Genomic DNA, 18,736 nt, shown 5'->3' on the forward strand with positions numbered 1-18,736 from the left:
GCGTTATCTGTTTAAAAAGACAAACAGATATCTCCCACCAACGCGGGGTGGAGCAGCCCGGTAGCTCGTCAGGCTCATAACCTGAAGGCCGCAGGTTCAAATCCTGCCCCCGCAACCACTTCTCTCTCACTTGGCAAGTCTTAGATATAGACTCCAAGGATTCTAGCGACAAGAGAAATTTGCAGTCGGGCATCGCCTTAAAGAGGAGGCGGCGCTTACGAGGCTATTTATTTCCTGACTTTTCAATAGCTTACAAATGCAAAAAACCCGTCGGCGGCAACCAACGGGTCTTTGAAAAGGCTTAAACTTGCCCCTACGAAACATGGGTAAAGTTTAGGCGACGGGATTGCTTTGTCAAGAACAAAAGCAAATAACCGGCCTGTGCCGACAAAAATATGAATCTGTACGACTCTGTTGTCTGCCCTTCGAGGCTCAAATCTGTCCCCGGTCTGGCGGGGCGGACCGAAACCTATGGCGATTTACTGACCCTCTGTGACGGCTTTACCGGCTGTAATGATGTGACCACGGCTTCGGTTGTTGGCTTGGTCAGCCGGGCCATTTCCTGCTTATCCCCTTGTCTCACCGATCTTTCCGTTCGTGTTCTTATTCTTCTGATCGAGCATGTCTATGATGTGCGTGCCTGGCGCAGTGGCCGTTTGATGGTCTGGCCGGGTAATCGGCGGTTGGCGGAACTGACCGGCCGGAATGAACGCTCAATTCGGCGGGCATTATGTTTGCTGGAGGCTAATCACTGGGTTGTCCGGCGTTATTCGGCCTCGAACCGGCGTTCGGACGGCAATGCAGGGATTGATTTACGCCCGGTCGCGGCACGACTGCATGAGTTGCGCCAGGCGGCAGAATTTATCGAACAGAAGATAGAGTCCGCTCGAGAGCGTGCGAAGGCCGAACGGGATGACTTGGCACGTTTGGATGCCTGTGAAGACACCTCTTCAGACTCACTGCATGAACACAAAGAGTCCGGGGAGGAGGACATTTCTGTCCCCCTTAAATCCTACAAGTTAAGTCCTGGTTCTACGAACCTTGTACAAAGCGGGGCTGCGCAGGCAACGCCCGGGCAGAGATCGTGCCCGACAATTCCCGACATCGATGTGGATCGGGAGATCCTGTTCTTGATGGTTCAGGCCTCGCCGACCTTGCAAAAACAGCTTACGGCAGCCGAACTGTGTGACCTCATGGGACCGGAACAGTCTTCAGCCTCTGTTCAGGCGGTTGCGGCGGCTGTGAAATCAACTCTTTCTCACCAGATCAAATTGCGACCCGCTGTCTGGCGGGTGGCTTTGGCCAAACATGGCTGGGCGGCGATGGCGGCCGTGATGGTGGCAGTAGACCGGCAGGGCGTGCGTGATCCGGCAGGCTATCTCTATGCCATGCTCAAATCGGCCCGTTTGCGCGATACCGTGCGCCATAATTTGCGCGCCATTGAGCAGCAGGAGGGCGGTCATGCGTGATCTTCTTCCTGCCGTTAAACATCCTTCTGACTGCCAGCTTTTGTTCTCCCGCAAAGCCAGGGGCCTGGCACATTTACGGCGCTGGAATGGGGCCTGTGATGTCTCTGTCGCCCAACATTGTGTGATGGCATGTGATCACGTCTCACGGCGGGCCGCCCCTTATGCCCTGATCCATGACATAGAGGAAGACGAAACCGGAGATCTGCTTACACCTGTGAAGCTGCAAATGCGGCAATTGGGGATCTGGGACCGGTTTGAAGCTGAAATCGTTTTGCCGATCCGCAAGTCTTACACGGAGCTGGCGGGACTTTGTTGGCCGTGGCCTACCAATGTGGTGGCGGAAGTGGCCGACATCGACCAGCGTTTGCAAGTGACGGAATATCGTGATGCGGTTGATCGGGACCTGGTGCGCGGCTTTGTGCCGCGTTCAATCGCACCTTTGTCGGAATATTTGCTGCCTTGGAGCCCGCAAAAGGCCGAGGCGCAGTTTCTGGATCGGGCGCAGCGGCTGTTTCCCGCATGGGAGGGCTGAACAATGGATTGTGCAATCCACAAACTGGTTAAAGCGCCACTTTGTGTTGAGTTTTATGGGGTTGTAGTATCGCCGTTGAAATAACTCCGGGTATCTGAGCGCCGATTTTAATAACTATTGGTCAATGGCCTTTCCAAATTAAAGACGGAACGTAAATCCGGCCATCAGCCAATTTGCGAGCAGTTCGTAATATGCCCGCGGATTTAAGAGTAAAGGTTTCAGCCAGGTCGAAATCGACTAAAACTTCGATAGTGCCGGAAGCATGCTCCAGCACTATATTTGCCGGGCTTCTGTTAGGGCGCATAAGGAGGCCGTCTGCAACGCTTCCAGGGGTTAAAGCGCAGGCGGCCAGACATTGCGCGCCGGTTACGGCCATACTGGGATGTGTTTTCCACGGCATGAAATAACGGGCGGCTATGGTGCCATTGGCTTTTGCCGGCGCCAGGAGTCCAAATTTTGGGGTCACCGATTGACTGACATCTCCCATTCCCATCTTTTTTGCTGCCTCCCGACGTATATGCTCCATCCGGTCAAAAAAATCAGTGTTTTGATCCAGTTCGGATGCGCTTTCATAGCCGGATAATCCGAAATCCGACGCCCGCGCTATTACCATCGGCATGGCAACGTCCATGCAGGTAACTTCAATTCCGTCAATTGTATCTCGCAGATTTCCAGTTGGGATAAAGCTGCCCGTAGCCTTTCCCACGACTTCCATAAACTGCAATGCAACCGGTGCCGCGCTGCCAGGAACACCGGCAATTGCAAAATCACCACCATATACAAGCATTCCGCCTGGTGTTTGGACACGGGCTAATATCCGTGCTCCTGTATTTACCGCCCGAATGCGGATTTCTGTTTCGATTTCCTGTGGTTTAACGAGGCTCATTTCAATTGCAGCCGGTCCTACAGCGGAAAGAATGTTGCCGCATGTTGGTTTGAAATCTACCAGTTGGTGCTCCACCGAAACCTGAGCAAAAAAATAGTCAACGTCGGCCCATTCATCGTTGGAGGGCGAGAGCATGGCGACTTTGGTTGTTACTGCTGCTCCACCACCAATCCCGTCGATATTTAACGGATGTCCGGATCCAATTGTTGCGAGCAGAACTTTTACCAGTGTGTCGTGATCTGCGGGCAAATCAGAACGCCTGAAATATGGACCGCGTGAGGTGCCCCCACGCATGAAAAAGAAGGGAATTGCAGTTTGTGTCACGGTAATTGCCACTTTTCTAAATCGACAGAAATGTTTTGTGGACTTCGCACAACCAAAGCTCAGGCAATCGGCTGGCCCTTAAACAAGGGCGCTTCCCTCTTGCTCTGACTTTATCCATAGACGCCTCAACCAGTTTGAGAGCGCCTTGTAAGCAGCGTTGCCAGGATCGTGGAGCATCATGCAGTGAGGGGCATGGGGCAGATGGTGATATTCATATCCGAAGAATGCGGCGACAGCTTCGTCCTGCCCTAACGGGTGACGAAGCGGATCTTCCAATCCAGCCTCCAGGACAAGGCCTTCTGTTGGGCGAGGATTGACTGATATCCGGAGATTGTAGCGGTCGTTCAGTGCGCACGGACTTTCAGAACACAATGAGGGCAACCATATTTCTGCGTTTTCAGCGCCACCCATGTAGATATCGCGGAAACGTTCGAGTGAAGGGGGAGGGTAGGGTTTACCCGTTGGCAGTTCGGATACCGCAGCAACGCCAGGCATATTGCCCGGGGGGGAAGGCGCAAGTAGCGCCATCCCGGTTATATCACGGCGTTCCGCTGCAACGGCGAGGACGAGAGCCCCCAAAGAATGCCCGATGACAATCGGACGAGCGGGCAACTGGTCGATGCATTCCCCGACAACCTTCGCGAAATACGGGATATCCAGATTTTCATAACCAGTCGGTGCAGGAAGACCGCCATGACCTGGCCAGTCCACTGCCGCGACTTGATATCCTTCTTGCAGTAGGTCATGCATCCATTTTGCATAGCACCATGCGCCGTGATATGCGCCGTGCACCAGCAGCACGACAGGTTTGTTTCCAGTTTGTCTGGTTGAGGTCCAAAGTCGTCCACCAGAAGGCAACATGAAGGATGAACAGAAGCTGCGGAGATTAATCAAGCCTGTTCTCCTGCTACCAGTTCGGACTGGCTTGCCTTGCTACAGATTGCGACAGCTAAAACGACGATTGCACCAAGGCCGTTAATCAGTAGAGAGGGCCAGAACAGCATTAGGCCGCCGACAATGAGAGAGCCTTGAAGCGTCCGCCCCAATGGCCCAAGGAACCATCTGGAGAAGGCGGCAGATAGAGAGATTGTTCCGATAAAGCATGCTGTAAGTGCCAGCACGATGTTGAGGGTTGTCCCTTCAAGCAGGGTTTCGGGACGAAAGACAAAAATGAATGGGAGCATGTATTTGATCACAGCAAATCGCATGGTTTGGACTGCCGTTTTCCACCATGACGCATTTGCCAGGCCAGCAGCAACGAAGACGGCAGAACAGACCGGTGGTGTGATTGCTGAAAGGACGGCGAAGTAGAAGACAAACATGTGAGCCTGAAGCGGTTCGATGCCGATGGCGTTTAAAGCAGTTAATATCGTTGATACCGCGAGAACATAGGCTGCTGTTGTTGGCATCCCCATACCGATGACCATGACGACGAAACCGGCAAGCAGTAGGGAAAGAAACAGGTTTCCGTTTGAAAGAGACAACACGGCATCACCGAACTTCACGCCAATTCCGACAAAACCGATGACGCCGATTAACACACCAGCTGCCGCACAAAGCGCTCCCAGCGTAACGAGTGGTGAGGCGGCTTCCATGATGGCTTGGCCAAGGTCAAGTGCGCGTTGCTTCAAGCTCGACGGATTCAAATCGCCAAGGGTCAGATACAACACCGTGAGGGTGATGCAGGCCATCAGGATGGATAGACTGACCGCGTATCCAGCGAGCAGCATGAACAGCAGAACACAGAAGGGAGCAGCAAGCGGTAACCAGACTGATGGTTTTTTCAGTCGGGAAGCATCTGGCATTTCTTCTTCAGGAAGGGTTCCGACATTTGCTCGCACACTTTCAAAATGAACAGATGCAAGAACACCGGTGTAAAACAGAACTGCAGGAACGAGAGCCAAGGCCATCATGTGTCCGACGGGCATGTTCAGGAATTCTGCCATCAGAAACAGGCCAGCACCCATAAGGGGAGGGGTGATTTGTCCCCCGGAAGAGGCCGTTGCTTCGATGCCGCCGGCGACCTCCGGGCGATATCCCATTCGCTTCATCATGGGGATCGTGAAGCTGCCCGTCATTGCAACATTGGTCACGGAAGAGCCTGTCATCGAACCAACCATTGCCGAGGAAATCACAGAGATTTTCGCCGGGCCGCCACGCATGCGACCCCCGACAAGTTTCGCGATATCCATCATCGTCTCGCCAGCACCTGTTGCCATCATCAAGGCAGAAAACAGGATGAAGAGGACGAGGAAACTACAGAAAATATCGAAGACCTGGCCCCATATGCCGTCTGTCGAGAGGTAAAGCATCGAAGTCAGCATTCGTAAGCTGACACCACCGTGTCCCAGCCGCCCCGGGAGCATATCACCAAACAGCGCATATGCTCCGAACACGCCAACGAGGATGGCGAATGTCCAGCCAATTGTTCTTCGCGAAAGTTCAAGAATGGAGGCTGCCAGTGCCAGGCCTAGCACAATTGCCTGAGGCCTGTTTGCTACCGGGTTCATCATGACATCCCAGTAGTTCAAATATACCCAACCTGCAGCGATGAGGATGGCGCCGAGCATTAACACATCGAGCAGGCGCCCCAAAATCCCTCCTGATTTACTGGGGGCTAAAATGACAGCCAGACCGGCGATCAATGACAATACGATGGCCCGGTGCTGAATGTTTGGAAGTTGGCCGAAAGCGGCTCCCCAGGCAGTGAGGCCAATCAGCCCGGCGGACAGCATGAATGTTGCGATGGTCCGAACGCTGAAACAGGCGGCCTTGCCCTGGTGCGTTTCTGCCCCGGATGACGGTTCGGTGGTATTCATCAGTGCATCCCTCTTCACGCGGATCTGTTGGCGTATGACAACAGATCCGCGTGCAATCCCGTTGATGTTGGAATGATCAGTTCAGTCTGGCTTCAGTTCTTCATTCCGGGAGGCAACAGGCGTTCAGGAACCTGATAACCGGCCTCCCGGTAAGCCCGGACTGCACCGGCATGCAGAGGATATGTCGAAACTTCCAGTGTCTGTTTTGCGATGTCGACACCATTGAGCGCAGGAAGTGCGGCTGTTTGTGCCTTGGTTGAGGCCAACATGCCTTTGACCAGTCGATAGGCCATGTCTTCGTTCATGCGCTCGGTGGCCGTAAATCCAATCCAGATTGCATGAACAGTATAAGGGTCTGCACCATCTGTGACACCGGCAGGCATGTCGTAAAAACTCATCCATGGTAGAGCTTTATGGATTTTCTCGATCTGCTCGTGGGTGAAGCCTATTGGCCGCAAGGGTGTTGTCAGGTTTAATTCGGCAGAGGCGCTATCAAGCCGTGGTCCCTGTGTGGCACGCATTTGACCGTCACAGCGTCCATTTTTCAGTGCGTTAATGGCATCTGTGCTGTCTGACATGTATAGTTTTGGTTGGATATCGAGTGCCTTGAGGACGCGTAGCATGTTGGTCTGCTGAGACGACCCATTCATACCAGGATGAAAGCACTTTCCCTCAAAACCAGCCAGATCAGTGATACCGCTGGCTTTGGTTGCCATCATGTTCTGAATAGCAGGGTAGGTCCACCACAACACACGAAAGCCCTTGTAACCTTGCGCCTCGGCATCTGCGATGAGGTCGGGTGAGATCCCCCCAAAATCAAGTTCTCCTTCCTGCAACAGGACGGAATTTGCAGAAAAGCCGCCGGTGCTGACAACGGTGACATTTAAGTCGGGTTCATTGTCCGTGATGCCGTTCGCGATGGCGCTGTAATATGGATAAAATGTTGAGGTCGTTGTAGACCCCCCCATGTTCAGTTGGGTTTCCGCAGCTGCTGATCCAGCTACAAAGAAGACCGTCATTGCAACGAGTTTCGGTAATATTTTCATCGATTGGTTCCTCCCTATGATTTTTTTTTTACAATTCCAGAAACTGAATGATAAAAAAAATTGTTTTTTTTTATTCTGTCATAAATTAAATCTATAGGAATGCAGCAGCTTTCAACACGACATCTCATTGCAATTATTGCGATTTGTGAGGCGGGGTCTGTCACCGCGGCGGCGGCGGAACTCAATGTCACACAACCCGCGCTTAGTGCGACCATTCGGCAGGCAGAAGAAATCGTTGGGATTGCGCTCTTTGACCGCACCTCGCGGCGTGCAAAACCGACCTCGGCCGGCCTTGCTTTAATCCCCGAAGCCCGTCGTATTCTTACAGATGTATCGCGTGCAACCCAGCAGCTCAGAGACCTTGCCGAAGGGCGTATTGGTCATCTTTCAATAGCCTCTTTGCCTTCAGCGATTGCTGAAATAGTGGCGCCTGCATTGCGTCGATTTGTGGCGGAATATCCTGGCATCAGGGTGGCTGTGCGTGATGCCCTTAACACCGAAGTTGCGAGAGCTGTTAAGTCTGGTGAGGCTGATCTCGGATTTGGTGTTCCGGCCGAGGACGAAAACAATCTGAAAACAAAAATGCTGTTTGAAGATCGTTTCATTGCTGTTCTTCCAGCGGGTCATTTTCTGGGTGATCGAGAAACCGTATCCTGGGAGGATTTACGCTCAGAAACGTTGATTGAAGGTGCCAAGGGGTCGAACACACGTGCCAGCGTGCGTGAACACCTGAAGGTCGAAGGTGTCGGCAGCGCGATAGAATGTTCTTTCGTCCCAACGACGATAGGTATGGTGCGCAATGGTCTTGGGGTTAGCGTTCTTTCGGAGTTGGCGTGTCGAATATTTGCCAATGACGATCAGATTGCTTTACGTCCTTTGTTGCCGATCGTCACAAGGCCGATTTCTATCTTGCAGCGCGCTGACCGGGATCTGAGTCCTGCGGCTCAGCTGTTTATGAACTTTCTTGAATTTAGCTGATCCCAGATAGCTGATGGCGTCTTTTTTACAGATGCTGTCCGCAGCTGCTCACTGCTTCGATGGATAACTTGCAGTTGATCGTCGTGTGGTGCTGTGCCTTTTAATTACCAAATTGAAAATTTAGCATTATGCTGAGAAGGCGATAGAGAGGATCCGACCTTAGGCATCCAGATCGTACATCCGTTTCATAGCAGGCCAATTTGTTATTCGGCACGATTGAATGCTTCCGGCATGGTAAACAGTGTAAAAATGAGGGGGCAAATGGAGATTTCCCTTAAACTGCTAGAGATTTCCGGCATGATTGCTCTGCTTCTGTGGGGCGTTCACATGGTTCAAACGGGCATACAGCGTGCCTATGGGCCGGAACTTCGCAGGCTTCTCTCATCTGCACTTCCTAACCGATTTTGGGGATTTCTTGCTGGTATTGGTGTAACGGCTATACTGCAAAGCAGCACTGCGACGGGATTGATGGCGACGTCCTTTACTTCTGAAGGTCTGATCAGCCTGGTTACGGCATTGGCAATTATGTCGGGTGCAAATGTTGGCACCACGCTGATCGTTCAGGTTTTGTCGTTTGATATTACCCAAATTGCACCGATCTTTATCTTGATCGGGGTGTGGATGTTCAGACGCGGCAATATCACTCGGACGCGTGATCTCGGTCGGGTTGTCATTGGGCTCGGTTTGATGCTGTTGTCATTGGAACTGGTGCATAATGCAGTGGTGCCATATGCGGAGGCGCAGGTATTTCGCACTGTCTTGCATGCAATCACGGCTGCACCGGTGTTGAATGTGCTTCTGGCGGCAGCGCTGACATGGCTTGCTCATTCGAGCGTTGCGATAGTTCTCTTGATCATGCCCTTCGCGTCGGCAGGAATAATTCCGCTTGATGCTGCATTTGCTCTCGTGTTGGGCGCTAATCTGGGCACCGCGATCAATCCCTGGCTTGAAGGTGGAAGCAGTAGCGATCCAGAATCGAAGCGCTTGCCGTTGGGCAATCTTTTCAACCGCATAGCAGGGTGCTTGATTGGCCTGGCAGTCCTGGAACCCGCCGCTAATTATATTAGCGTGATCATTCCTGACCCGGCACAAGCCGTTGCGGCGTATCACCTCGTTTTCAATTTGTCCCTCGCGGTTTTGACTTTGCCATTTTTGTCTTTTTTCGCCCGTTTGTTGTGTCACTGGCTGCCTGTCCGTGAAGGTCAAGCAGATCCAACCAAGCCTGTTTACCTCGAGGAAAATGCCAGAAAATCACCACCTGCGGCTATGGCGGTCGCTGCTCGCGAAGCTCTTCGTATGGCCGATACATTGAAACAAATGCTGGACGGTGTTGGTGATGCTCTTGAAAATGGAGATCGAAAGCGCGCTTCGGAAACACGTCGTCTGGACGATATTCTTGATCACCTCAATACTGCGATCAAAGAATACCTGACTTCACTTGACGCTCAGACATTCGATGACCGTGATGATCGCCGGATGCGGGAAATATTGATCTTTACGACAAATATCGAACAGGCTGGTGATGTGATTGAGCGGGATCTGGTTAATCTGACCAGCAAGCGAATTAAGCGCCGCTTGTCTTTTTCTCCGGAAGGTCAGCGCGAATTGCTTGATATGCTCCAACGTCTCGAAAGTAACTTGCGGTCTGCCACGGCAATTTTCATGAATGAAGATCCGCGCATGGCTCGTAAGCTTGCAAAGGAGAAGGAGATGTTTCGTGAGCTTGAGGAGCGAACGATTAGTGCGCATTTTCAGCGATTACAGGCTGGTCGGCAGGATAGTACGGAAACCAGTACTTTGCATCTTGATGTTGTTCGGGATTTAAAACGGATCAATGCGCATCTTGTTGCTGCCGCAGCCTATCCGGTTTTAAAAGGTCAAGGTGAACTTCTGACGAGCCGCTTAAAGCTTACCAAGCATAGTTAGCCCAGTTCTATCGGGTGTCGATTGATATTTCGTGCTCTTGATCTCTTATTTTATCAGGAATGATTTCGGTACGTGGAATTAATATAGATTATCAGTTGCATTTTCTGTCTGTTGAGACATATACAAAAGATGGGGTTCCTAGGGAATTTTGTCTTTGGTTCGATCAATAGCGATGGTCCGTCAGACAATTGTAAGCAGGTGATGCCTGCGTTTCTTGATTTGTGATCACGCTTGAAGATCAGCGATGTGGTGCCTTGATGGTTTCCGTGCTGCACAGTGTCACAGATTTTCCCGACTAAAATTGGATGGACTTTTAGCTTCAGGAATCAACGGGCTGTTGGCCGCGTGAAGGGGGAAGCATGAAAAATTTGGGGCTTGTAAAGTTTGTTTCGCTTTTCACCATTTTGATGTGTTTGGTGTTGGCACTGTTTATTGGCAGCTTTCTGCCAATTCTATTTGCAGTGTTGCCGGCAACTTTACTGTTGATAAGTTCACATCTGTGAGTGTTCTGGCATCAGTGTTTGGAAGGTGATCGGACAAAATATAGCTAAACAAATGGGGGGAGAGATGGCCGATTTTCTGTTTGAGCATTCCTGTTTCGATTTGGGGAAAGTCGCCAAGGAACATCGATACGATGTTTGGAGTAGCAGTATTTCCTGTATTTTTGATGTCGAGGTCGCAAAGGTGCTTCGGGGATCTGATCGCTTTAGCGCAACTATTGAGGCCTTTCGTCTGGGTGACATATTTTTTGCGCAAACGAGGACAGTTGAGCAGATTTGGCGGCGGCGGCCGATTGAAATAGCGCAGGATGGCATGGATCATTTCATGATCCAGTTGTATATCGACGGAGAAATGTCCTGGCAAAGTGGGCAGCGTTCCGGACTGGTCCGTTCAGGTGATCTGATTGTTTTTGATCTTGGACGTGAAATGGCCAGCCAAACCACCAGTTTCAATAATCTCTCTTTGATCATTCCACGGCATATGCTGGCCCCGAAACTGAATGACCCCGATGCTCATCATATGCAGCATCTGAGTGCAGAACATCCGCTGCCTGGGATGTTATATGAGTACATTTTGATGCTGCATTCCCACCTGCCTGCGCTAAGTCCGGCACTTGTTGAAAAAATGGTTCCGAGTGCTCTGGAGATGATCGCAACATGTCTTAATCATGGTACGGACTCGACGCAAAAATCTTCACCAATTGAGCGCGAATGGCTGATGGGCAGGCGTGCTCGAATGTATATGCGGCGGAACTTGGGTAACGCTTCACTCGATGTGCAAACAGTATGTGATGACTGCAATATTTCCCGGAGCAGTCTTTACAGAATGTTTTCAGAAGAGGGAGGTGTTCGTGCTTTTCTGCAGGAAGAGCGTCTTATTTTTGCTCTTCAGAAACTGATGAAACGGCCTGAACTGCAGATATCGACCATCGCGGAGCGAAGTGGATTCAAGCTTTCAAATGATTTCAGCCGTGCCTTTCGCAAGCGATTTAACATGTCACCATCCGGGTTGCGTGCTCTTTATGCCTCGCGCAAGGGAACTGATATTTTACCTGCTCATGTTTCAGGGATTGATCGCAAATACGAAAATTGGCTGCGTAACCTCGGGACTTAGAACGAACCGGCTGATGCCGGAATCCGGCCAGAGCCATACGTCCCACAATCTACGTAAGCGGAAACAACCGAGCTCTGATTTTCCGCAAAAATTATGTGAGGCAAGTGGCCTCTTATCCCAACGTGTTTTTTTCGACCACTTCCCACGTTAGAGTTTCTGCGTTCGGAGGAGAAGACCGCGTCGGGCAGATATGTCTTTGATGGATCGAAGGCAAATCCGGGGAAGGTGGGAGTGCGAAAGCGGCGCGGTCTTTTTTAATGCCGAGTACTATCAGCATCCAGGCAAACCGGATATCCCATGTTGCTGTTGGCACGTCGTTGCCACCGGAAATACATCTGTTTGATCGGTTATATGCTAATCCAGCTTCCCCGAAACCTACTTGAGCAACGACATATTAAACATGTTCGAGAGGATATCTGTCTGCGAGATGATGCCTTTGATCTTCATTTTCCTGTCGGCGATTACAACCGCATGAATGTCGCCAGTTGTGAAATGCGGGATCAGATTGAAAGCGAGATCGTCAGGAGCCGCGACGATTGCCGGTGAAAGATAGTCGCCAACTTTCCCGTTCGAATAGACCAGGTCACGCAGGCCTACCGTTCCCAGTAATGTTTCGTTCGCATCAAGAACTGGCAAGGTGCGAATTTTATGATGGAGCAAGAGTGAGATAGCGATATCTGCCGACATTTCCCGTCCAACGAATATCACATCTCTCGACATGATTTCCTGGCACGTAACCTGTCCATCCTTTCTGCACCTCGCTTGCAGGGCGACTTCTTCAACCAGTGTTTCAAGATCCTCCGGGTCAATATCGAAAGTTTCATCCTGACGTTCCAGGACGGTTGTTATATCCGACCGTATGAAGCTGGAGCGAATATGAGGTGGCAGGTCACGCGTGTGATGTGCATGTGCAGCCTGTTCGATGCTTGTGGCGCTACGGTGGGGGTAGGAATGACCGATAATTTTGTGAAAAATCACACCGATTATAACCAGAAGGCAGGAATTGACGCCGACAGGCAATAATGGAAACAGAACTCCCCAACTGGACACAACCTTGCCACCAAGAACTGCGGTTAGTGCTGCAGCCCCGCCTGGTGGATGCAAGCATCGCGTTAAAGACATTACGATGATGGCGAAGGAAACAGCCAACCCAATGCCCAACACAGCATCGTCGACAAAATACGCAACGGCCATGCCAATCGCTGCAGAAAGGGTGTTGCCGCCAATGATCGCCCAAGGCTGCGCGAGCGGGCTTGATGGTACTGCAAACAGCAATACCGCAGATGCACCAATTGGAGCGACGATCAGGGGGGCCCAAAGACCTTGACCGATGAATTCGGCGCATATCAGGCCTGTCAATGAAATGCCAAACAATGCGCCAAATGCTGCAAGCAATCTGTTGCGGAATGTTGAGCCGACAGGAACAGGAGGTAGCCACCCAAAGCGCGAATTTGTCTGCTGTTGATTTTGTTTTGTAAGAACGTGTCTGGGGTTGGATCGCAAAGGACTGTTTTTCTTGCCGATTTTGCAAATTCCTAGCGAAATGCCTATCCCCAGAATCCCCAGGCCAAATGCTCTGATAATAAAGGTCGCTTCCGATGACAGGGTCATCAAGAAGGGAACCGTGAGGAGAACCGCGCCAATCAGTAGAAGGGTCAACGCGATGGCCGAAGGTTTCCGCGAGGTATTCATCGGACGTCTCTTGATACTGGGTCACGGTGAAAGATCGCAACATCGAGAAGCAAACGAGTTCAAATTTCGGCATATTTTAATGGGAAAATCAATTCAAAGCTGTCCAGCTAAGTAATAACTGCACGGAAATCTGGCTCGTTACGTTGTGATCAGATATCGAACGCAATGGCGAAAATTTTCAAGGTCAAAAGGGCTCTTATTTTGTCCGCTTCAGTTCGATATGGATGAATTTAAGTGTCCCAGTTCATTGCCTTGAAGTGTCCGATTCCGGTACAGTGAGTGATCCATGAATAGATCTATCAAGAGTGACGTGCGGAGAAGACAATGCAGGAACATTTAGCGCAATGGTTGTTGGAGTATTATCCGCCTCTGGGCAGGTTTGCGGATGCCGTCGCTATCCTTGTTGTTTTATTCCTGATTTTTGCAATATCGGCCGTCATTCATATCGTGCTGCACCGGGGGCTGTTGCCTTCGCTTGAGCGTATCGGCGGCAGCCATCAGCACAATTGGCAAAAGCTCATGACAGGGAAAGGTCTGTTTGGGCGTGCCGCTCTCGTCGCGCAGGGGATCATTGTTCATATCCAGGCCGGGCTTTGGCTTGCAGATGGATCCTTTACCCTGCAATTACTCCATACAATATCAGAACTATGGATCATTTTCTTTGCGTTAATGTCGCTGTATTCCTTGCTCGATACAGCGCTCGATGTGCTGCGTTTCAGTATTACGGCCCGTACCCTGCCGTTACGCGGCATTTTTCAGGGCGTAAAGCTCGCCGCTTCAATTCTGGCTGGCTTACTGATTGTCTCAATCCTGATCGGGCAATCTCCGCTAATTCTGCTGAGTGGTCTGGGTGCAATGACCGCTGTTCTGATGTTGGTGTTCAAGGACCCAATTCTCGGGCTTGTTGCCGGCATTCAGCTTTCGGCAAACAGTATGCTGTCAGTAGGCGACTGGCTTGAAATGCCGAAATACGGGGCCGATGGTGATGTCATTGATATCGGCTTGACGACGGTCAAAGTCCGTAACTGGGACAATACAATTACAACAATACCAACTTATGCGCTGATATCGGATTCCTTTAAAAACTGGCGGGGTATGAGTGACTCTGGCGGCCGTCGGATTAAACGCAGCCTTAACCTTGATGCAACCAGTGTTCAATTTCTGGAAGAAGAAGATTTGAAGCGGTTGTATCGTGGACGCCTACTCGCCCCGTATCTTGATGAGAAAATTGAAGAAATCAAACAGTATAACAGTACTCGCAGCACTGACCTGTCGTCGTTGGTAAACGGGCGGCGATTGACTAACTTAGGAACGTTACGGGCATATCTTGTGGCCTACCTGCGGGATCACCCCAGGATCAGACAGGATATGACCTTGATGGTTCGGCAGCTACAGCCTGGTCCCGAGGGTGTTCCGATTGAAATATATGCGTTCACAAATACGGTCAAATGGCTTGAATACGAAGCAATCCAGTCGGATGTCTTTGATCATGTCCTGGCGATATTGCCTGAGTTCGGGTTGCGCATTCATCAAACGCCGAACGGGTACGATATGCGATCTCTGGTTCGATTTGATCGGGAGCCTCAACACCATATACCCGAACCCCGCGAGGTCGCAAATCTATGAGATGGGATAACCCGAAGATGAAAACAGGCGGCAAGGGAAATGCCGCCTGTTTGACGTCGCTATTCTCAGTTCACGGGTGATCAGTGGCCGTTATCAGCGGTAAGGTCTTTGGTCAGATGCTTTTCGTGTTGCTTACGGCGCCATGTATCAAGAAACAGCAGAATTGGGGCCGCAATAAAGATTGATGAAGTTGTCGCGATTGCGACCCCAAACACCATGGGTACAGCAAAACTTTCAACAGCATTGCCGCCACTGATCGCCATGGGCAAAATCGCCAAAAGCGTGGTGAGTGAGGTGAAAATACAGCGAACCAATGACTGGTTTATCGACATGTCAATAATTTCGCGCATGGGCATCTTGCGAAACAGCTTGAGATTTTCACGCATGCGGTCATATACGACGACCTTGTCGTTGACCGAATAACCAATGAGTGTCAGCAGGGCAGCGATTGCTGTCAGATTGAAGTCCAAACCCATAATCGCGAAAAAGCCGATTGTTTTTGTGACGTCTAAAATCAGCGTAACTATTGCCCCGACAGCAAAGGGCCATTCAAAACGCCACCAGATATATACCAGCATCGCTAACGTGGCGAGAATGACGGCTGTCGCTCCGGAGGTTGCAAGCTCGCCGCTCACCTTGGCGCCCACGACTTCTGTGCTTGAAAATGAGATATGAGGATCAAGCTGTTCGATGGCTGATTTGACTGTGTCGACGGCTTTTGTCTGTGCTTCCTCACCGCCAGGTTGCCGGGAGAGACGCAGCAGAACGTGCCCGTCTTTTCCTACTTCCTGCAGATTGATTTCTCCAACGCCGAGTTGCGAGAGGCTGGAGCGTAGCTCTGGGAGTTCGCTGACAAGTGAGTTGCTGTTTTGTGCTGTTGAGGCAAGCTCAATCTGTATACCACCTTTGAAGTCCACACCGTAATTTAACCCGGGTTTCAGAAAGAGGCCTACCGAGATTGCAGATAGAACCAATGAAGCAGCGATACCCATGAAACGTGCACGCATGAAGGAAAAATTGGTTTTTTCCGGCATGCAGGCAAAAATGGGCTCTATAACAAGCGTTTTCAGCCGTTTGCGCCAGACAATCTCGCTCATGATTACCCGGACGACGGCAACGGCAGTAAACATGGAAATTAGAATGCCAAGGCTCATGGTGATCGCAAAACCTCTAACCGGTCCGGATCCGAATTCAAATAGCAGGGCGGTCGCGATCAATGTTGTAATGTTGGAATCAACAATCGTGGCGTAAGCCCGTTTGAAACCTGCATCGAGCGCCATAAATGCCGATAGTCCTTTTCTGGTTTCTTCTTTTATTCGCTCATTGATCAAGACGTTAGCGTCGACGGCAAGGCCAATGCCAAGGATAATGCCTGCGATCCCAGGTAATGTGAGCGTTGCGCCTAGTGCGCTGAGTACGCCGACGGTCAACATAACATTCAGACCTAACGCGAGGTTTGCGATGAGCCCCCAGCGACCATAAAGAAATACCATCAGTGCGACGACAAGGGCGAAACCTATTGCGCCGGTATACAGCCCCATTTGAATGGAATCCGCGCCAAGGTCCGGGCCAACGGTTCTTTCTTCTATGACGGTCATAGGTGCCGGCAGCGAGCCTGCTCGTAGCAGAGCAGAAAGGGTTACTGTGTCTGCGACGGTGAAATTTCCGCTGATTTGCCCCGATCCGCCGGTGATCGCACTTTGGATGACTGGCGCGCTTAGAACCTCGTGGTCAAGAACGATAGCCAGTGGGCGACCAATATTTTTGCGAGTAATCTCGGCCAACCGGGTTGCACCAGAACCGTCAAAGCGGAAATTAACAATTGGGCGCTGGTTTTGTGGATCAAAGCCTGCATGTGCATCTGTCAGGTGTTCGCCCGTCAGCGTTGCGCTACGTTCGACAGTATAATTTTGTCCGTCTTTGCCTTTCAGTGTTATCAGGCTGGGTGAAGACTGAGAATTCCGTTCCGCGGGAGAAACCACAAGATAAAAGCCAAGTTTCGCCGTGCTGCCTAGAAGCTGGCGAACCTGGGCAGGGTTTTGCACGCCGGGAAGCTGCACAAGAACGCGGTCAGCACCAACACGTTGAATAGTCGGTTCGGCAATGCCGATCTGATCTATCCGGCTGCGGATAATCTCAAGGCTTTGTTGTGCGCTAGCATTAACCCTGTTTCGTATCCCCTCGTCAGAGAGGGTTATTGTAAGAGTGTGACCGTCGCCAGTGGTTTCCAGGTATTCAGGAGCCGGGCGATTGCCGGGAGTTTCAACCATTTTGTCGGTGAGACTTTTCAGGGCTTCACGGGTTGATTGCACTTCGTCAGAATTGCTTAAGGCAATGATAATGCCATGTTCTTTTGTTTTTACGCTGAGGGTCCGGATCGCCGCTTTTTTCAGCGTGTCCGATATTTCCTTTCGGGTGATGTCCAGTCTTTCTCGGATCATTTCATCTGTATCGATTTCAAGGACGAGATGAGAGCCGCCCCTAAGATCAAGACCAAGTGAAAGCTGTTTAGAGGGTAGGAAGGATGGCCATTGTGCCAACTGTTGGGAAGAGAGCAGATTTGGTAGCGCTGTGAGGAAACCCAAAAGTAGGATCAGGGCATAGAACACCACACGCCATGTCGAATTTCGCATGACAAAACTCCGGACAGTGAACCGGTCGTGAAAGATCCGTCACTGTCGTCTGATAACTTTGATTTATCGCGCCTGATGGCATGAAACGATGTAGGGCTGAGAAATCAGACGGTGAAAGGTGGAGACCGTGGTGCATAAGGTGCGAGCGACCGTGAAACGCGATTGTCATCGTTCGAAAAGGGACAAAAACGCGATGTAAGGCATACCAGAAGCTGAGCAGTCTGGTTGGCCCCAGCATTGAACGACGGATCGCTGAATGGCGGATGCTTTTTTCCTGCGGCGTGTCGGGAAGTCAGTACGTAATAGTCACCACCAGCGGGGAGAACACCCTGTTTTTCAGGAAACCCGTATGTTCTGGTTGTTGGTGCATGCGGGCTGAATGTTTCAGGAGTTATGCCTGTCGTTGACGTTGCCAGACTTCCGCCAATAATGGTCAGGCCGAGAAGCACCAGGCACAGCATTATCCATTGCAACGGAGAACGAGCCGCTGCTGTTAACTTGGTCTGTGCTGTTGATCTTGTGGCGTCGTTGTTCATTTAGCCTAGTTCCGGAATGGCTCCGGGAAAATAATCACTCAGGTGGCTATTGGCAACAATCGGATGGTCTAATCAATCAACGAAGATTGGTATTTCGGAGCAATAGTTTTTGCTGGAATGAAAATACCCGGACAGTCTTAACGATCCGGCACAGTTCTATTTGGTTTTTAGCTGATCACGCGTTTTAGTGCCGTAATTCGGCTTAACAACAGAAAATCTAGCGCGATGATGCTCAAATGGGTGAGGCCTGCCACTGGGTAGGCCAAGGACAGACCGGGCACCGCCACAATCGCATCTTTCCAAAGCGTGATGTCTTCGGGCATTCGCGGGACGCCTTGTCGTCCCGCGCCAGTTGTCAGATGTTTTCATCACATAATGATGCCGCGGGCAAATGGTGAGAATGGTGATTGGTGCAAGACAGTTCACGACAAAGTTCCAGGTACCAGCCTGGCTTTTATGCAGGGCAATGCCCTATGCCACGAGCCTGGCATTAGGCGAATAAACCTGAGGGATCAACGCCGTCGTTGTTGAGTGCCTCTGCCATCAGGGTTTGGACACCTGTATCGCCCTTGCGCGGAGAGACTTGATATTGCTCGTTAAAGCCATTGCTGTTTGCTTATTGGACGTCAGTATCAAGCGTTACCGGTTGGGAAAC

General features: G+C 51.0%; 14 protein-coding genes and 1 tRNA gene. 7 read left to right on the forward strand and 8 right to left on the reverse strand.

What is annotated here, in order from left to right; genetic code table 11:
* The first annotated feature begins 41 nt into the window (after positions 1-41).
* From CSC3H3_RS01135 to CSC3H3_RS01145, 3 genes are all read left to right on the forward strand, one after another.
* Positions 42-118: transfer RNA gene (locus CSC3H3_RS01135), tRNA-Met, on the forward strand.
* Between the two features lie 277 nt (positions 119-395).
* Positions 396-1,469 (forward strand): helix-turn-helix domain-containing protein, encoded by a 1,074-nt coding sequence (locus CSC3H3_RS01140; protein ID WP_101283148.1) that lies wholly within the window; start codon positions 396-398, stop codon positions 1,467-1,469.
* Positions 1,462-2,001, forward strand: coding sequence for a hypothetical protein (locus CSC3H3_RS01145; RefSeq protein WP_101283150.1), 540 nt, complete (start codon positions 1,462-1,464; stop codon positions 1,999-2,001). The genes CSC3H3_RS01140 and CSC3H3_RS01145 overlap by 8 nt, the downstream gene beginning before the upstream one ends.
* Before the next feature lie 121 nt (positions 2,002-2,122).
* Here the strand turns inward: CSC3H3_RS01145 and CSC3H3_RS01150 are convergent, their stop codons facing one another.
* From CSC3H3_RS01150 to CSC3H3_RS01165, 4 genes are all read right to left on the reverse strand, one after another.
* Complete coding sequence (locus tag CSC3H3_RS01150; RefSeq protein ID WP_101283152.1) at positions 2,123-3,211, reverse strand: 4-oxalomesaconate tautomerase; 1,089 nt, start codon at positions 3,209-3,211, stop codon at positions 2,123-2,125.
* Positions 3,212-3,289: 78 nt separating this feature from the next.
* Positions 3,290-4,105 carry an alpha/beta hydrolase gene (locus CSC3H3_RS01155; RefSeq protein WP_157831788.1) on the reverse strand — a complete coding sequence of 272 codons (816 nt, stop codon included), beginning with the start codon at positions 4,103-4,105 and terminating at the stop codon, positions 3,290-3,292.
* Positions 4,102-6,030 carry a TRAP transporter permease gene (locus CSC3H3_RS01160; protein ID WP_101283156.1) on the reverse strand — a complete coding sequence of 643 codons (1,929 nt, stop codon included), beginning with the start codon at positions 6,028-6,030 and terminating at the stop codon, positions 4,102-4,104. The genes CSC3H3_RS01155 and CSC3H3_RS01160 overlap by 4 nt, the downstream gene beginning before the upstream one ends.
* Before the next feature lie 92 nt (positions 6,031-6,122).
* Positions 6,123-7,076: a TAXI family TRAP transporter solute-binding subunit gene (locus CSC3H3_RS01165; RefSeq protein ID WP_101283158.1), complete on the reverse strand. Its 954-nt coding sequence runs from the start codon at positions 7,074-7,076 to the stop codon at positions 6,123-6,125.
* A 99-nt stretch (positions 7,077-7,175) separates the two neighbouring features.
* On the opposite strand from CSC3H3_RS01165, the gene CSC3H3_RS01170 reads away from it, so the two are divergent.
* From CSC3H3_RS01170 to CSC3H3_RS01180, 3 genes are all read left to right on the forward strand, one after another.
* Positions 7,176-8,054, forward strand: a complete 879-nt coding sequence (locus tag CSC3H3_RS01170; RefSeq protein WP_101283160.1) for a LysR family transcriptional regulator — start codon at positions 7,176-7,178, stop codon at positions 8,052-8,054.
* A gap of 261 nt (positions 8,055-8,315) precedes the next feature.
* Positions 8,316-9,980, forward strand: a complete 1,665-nt coding sequence (locus CSC3H3_RS01175) for a Na/Pi cotransporter family protein (RefSeq protein ID WP_101286043.1) — start codon at positions 8,316-8,318, stop codon at positions 9,978-9,980.
* Positions 9,981-10,547: 567 nt separating this feature from the next.
* Positions 10,548-11,594, forward strand: a complete 1,047-nt coding sequence (locus CSC3H3_RS01180; protein WP_172963381.1) for a helix-turn-helix domain-containing protein — start codon at positions 10,548-10,550, stop codon at positions 11,592-11,594.
* 375 nt (positions 11,595-11,969) lie between these two features.
* On the opposite strand, the gene CSC3H3_RS01185 is transcribed toward CSC3H3_RS01180, so the two are convergent.
* Positions 11,970-13,286, reverse strand: coding sequence for an HPP family protein (locus CSC3H3_RS01185; protein ID WP_215907542.1), 1,317 nt, complete (start codon positions 13,284-13,286; stop codon positions 11,970-11,972).
* 324 nt (positions 13,287-13,610) lie between these two features.
* Here CSC3H3_RS01185 and CSC3H3_RS01190 point away from each other — a divergent pair, with 324 nt between their 5' ends.
* On the forward strand, positions 13,611-14,912 hold the full coding sequence (locus tag CSC3H3_RS01190; RefSeq protein ID WP_101283164.1) for a mechanosensitive ion channel family protein: 1,302 nt from the start codon (positions 13,611-13,613) through the stop codon (positions 14,910-14,912).
* An 80-nt stretch (positions 14,913-14,992) separates the two neighbouring features.
* On the opposite strand, the gene secD is transcribed toward CSC3H3_RS01190, so the two are convergent.
* The 3 genes from secD to CSC3H3_RS24295 form a co-directional block, all read right to left on the reverse strand.
* Entirely contained in the window at positions 14,993-17,545 is a 2,553-nt protein-coding gene (secD, locus tag CSC3H3_RS01195; protein ID WP_101283166.1) for a protein translocase subunit SecD, read from the reverse strand.
* 104 nt (positions 17,546-17,649) lie between these two features.
* On the reverse strand, positions 17,650-18,081 hold the full coding sequence (locus CSC3H3_RS24290; RefSeq protein WP_157831790.1) for a hypothetical protein: 432 nt from the start codon (positions 18,079-18,081) through the stop codon (positions 17,650-17,652).
* 167 nt (positions 18,082-18,248) lie between these two features.
* Positions 18,249-18,404, reverse strand: coding sequence for a hypothetical protein (locus CSC3H3_RS24295; protein ID WP_157831791.1), 156 nt, complete (start codon positions 18,402-18,404; stop codon positions 18,249-18,251).
* Positions 18,405-18,736: the final 332 nt, after the last annotated feature.

It is taken from the genome of Thalassospira marina, assembly GCF_002844375.1.
Classification (GTDB): domain Bacteria; phylum Pseudomonadota; class Alphaproteobacteria; order Rhodospirillales; family Thalassospiraceae; genus Thalassospira; species Thalassospira marina.

Excerpts from the sequence above, each read along its gene's own strand:
- CSC3H3_RS01140 (WP_101283148.1), top strand. The coding sequence starts at position 396 with ATGAATCTGTACGACTCTGTTGTCTGCCCTTCGAGGCTCAAATCTGTC.
- CSC3H3_RS01145 (WP_101283150.1), top strand. The coding sequence starts at position 1,462 with ATGCGTGATCTTCTTCCTGCCGTTAAACATCCTTCTGACTGCCAGCTT.
- CSC3H3_RS01160 (WP_101283156.1), bottom strand. The coding sequence starts at position 6,030 with ATGAATACCACCGAACCGTCATCCGGGGCAGAAACGCACCAGGGCAAG.
- CSC3H3_RS01165 (WP_101283158.1), bottom strand. The coding sequence starts at position 7,076 with ATGAAAATATTACCGAAACTCGTTGCAATGACGGTCTTCTTTGTAGCT.
- CSC3H3_RS01170 (WP_101283160.1), top strand. The coding sequence starts at position 7,176 with ATGCAGCAGCTTTCAACACGACATCTCATTGCAATTATTGCGATTTGT.
- CSC3H3_RS01175 (WP_101286043.1), top strand. The coding sequence starts at position 8,316 with ATGGAGATTTCCCTTAAACTGCTAGAGATTTCCGGCATGATTGCTCTG.
- CSC3H3_RS01180 (WP_172963381.1), top strand. The coding sequence starts at position 10,548 with ATGGCCGATTTTCTGTTTGAGCATTCCTGTTTCGATTTGGGGAAAGTC.
- CSC3H3_RS01185 (WP_215907542.1), bottom strand. The coding sequence starts at position 13,286 with ATGAATACCTCGCGGAAACCTTCGGCCATCGCGTTGACCCTTCTACTG.
- CSC3H3_RS01190 (WP_101283164.1), top strand. The coding sequence starts at position 13,611 with ATGCAGGAACATTTAGCGCAATGGTTGTTGGAGTATTATCCGCCTCTG.
- secD (WP_101283166.1), bottom strand. The coding sequence starts at position 17,545 with ATGCGAAATTCGACATGGCGTGTGGTGTTCTATGCCCTGATCCTACTT.
- CSC3H3_RS24290 (WP_157831790.1), bottom strand. The coding sequence starts at position 18,081 with ATGAACAACGACGCCACAAGATCAACAGCACAGACCAAGTTAACAGCA.
- CSC3H3_RS24295 (WP_157831791.1), bottom strand. The coding sequence starts at position 18,404 with ATGCCCGAAGACATCACGCTTTGGAAAGATGCGATTGTGGCGGTGCCC.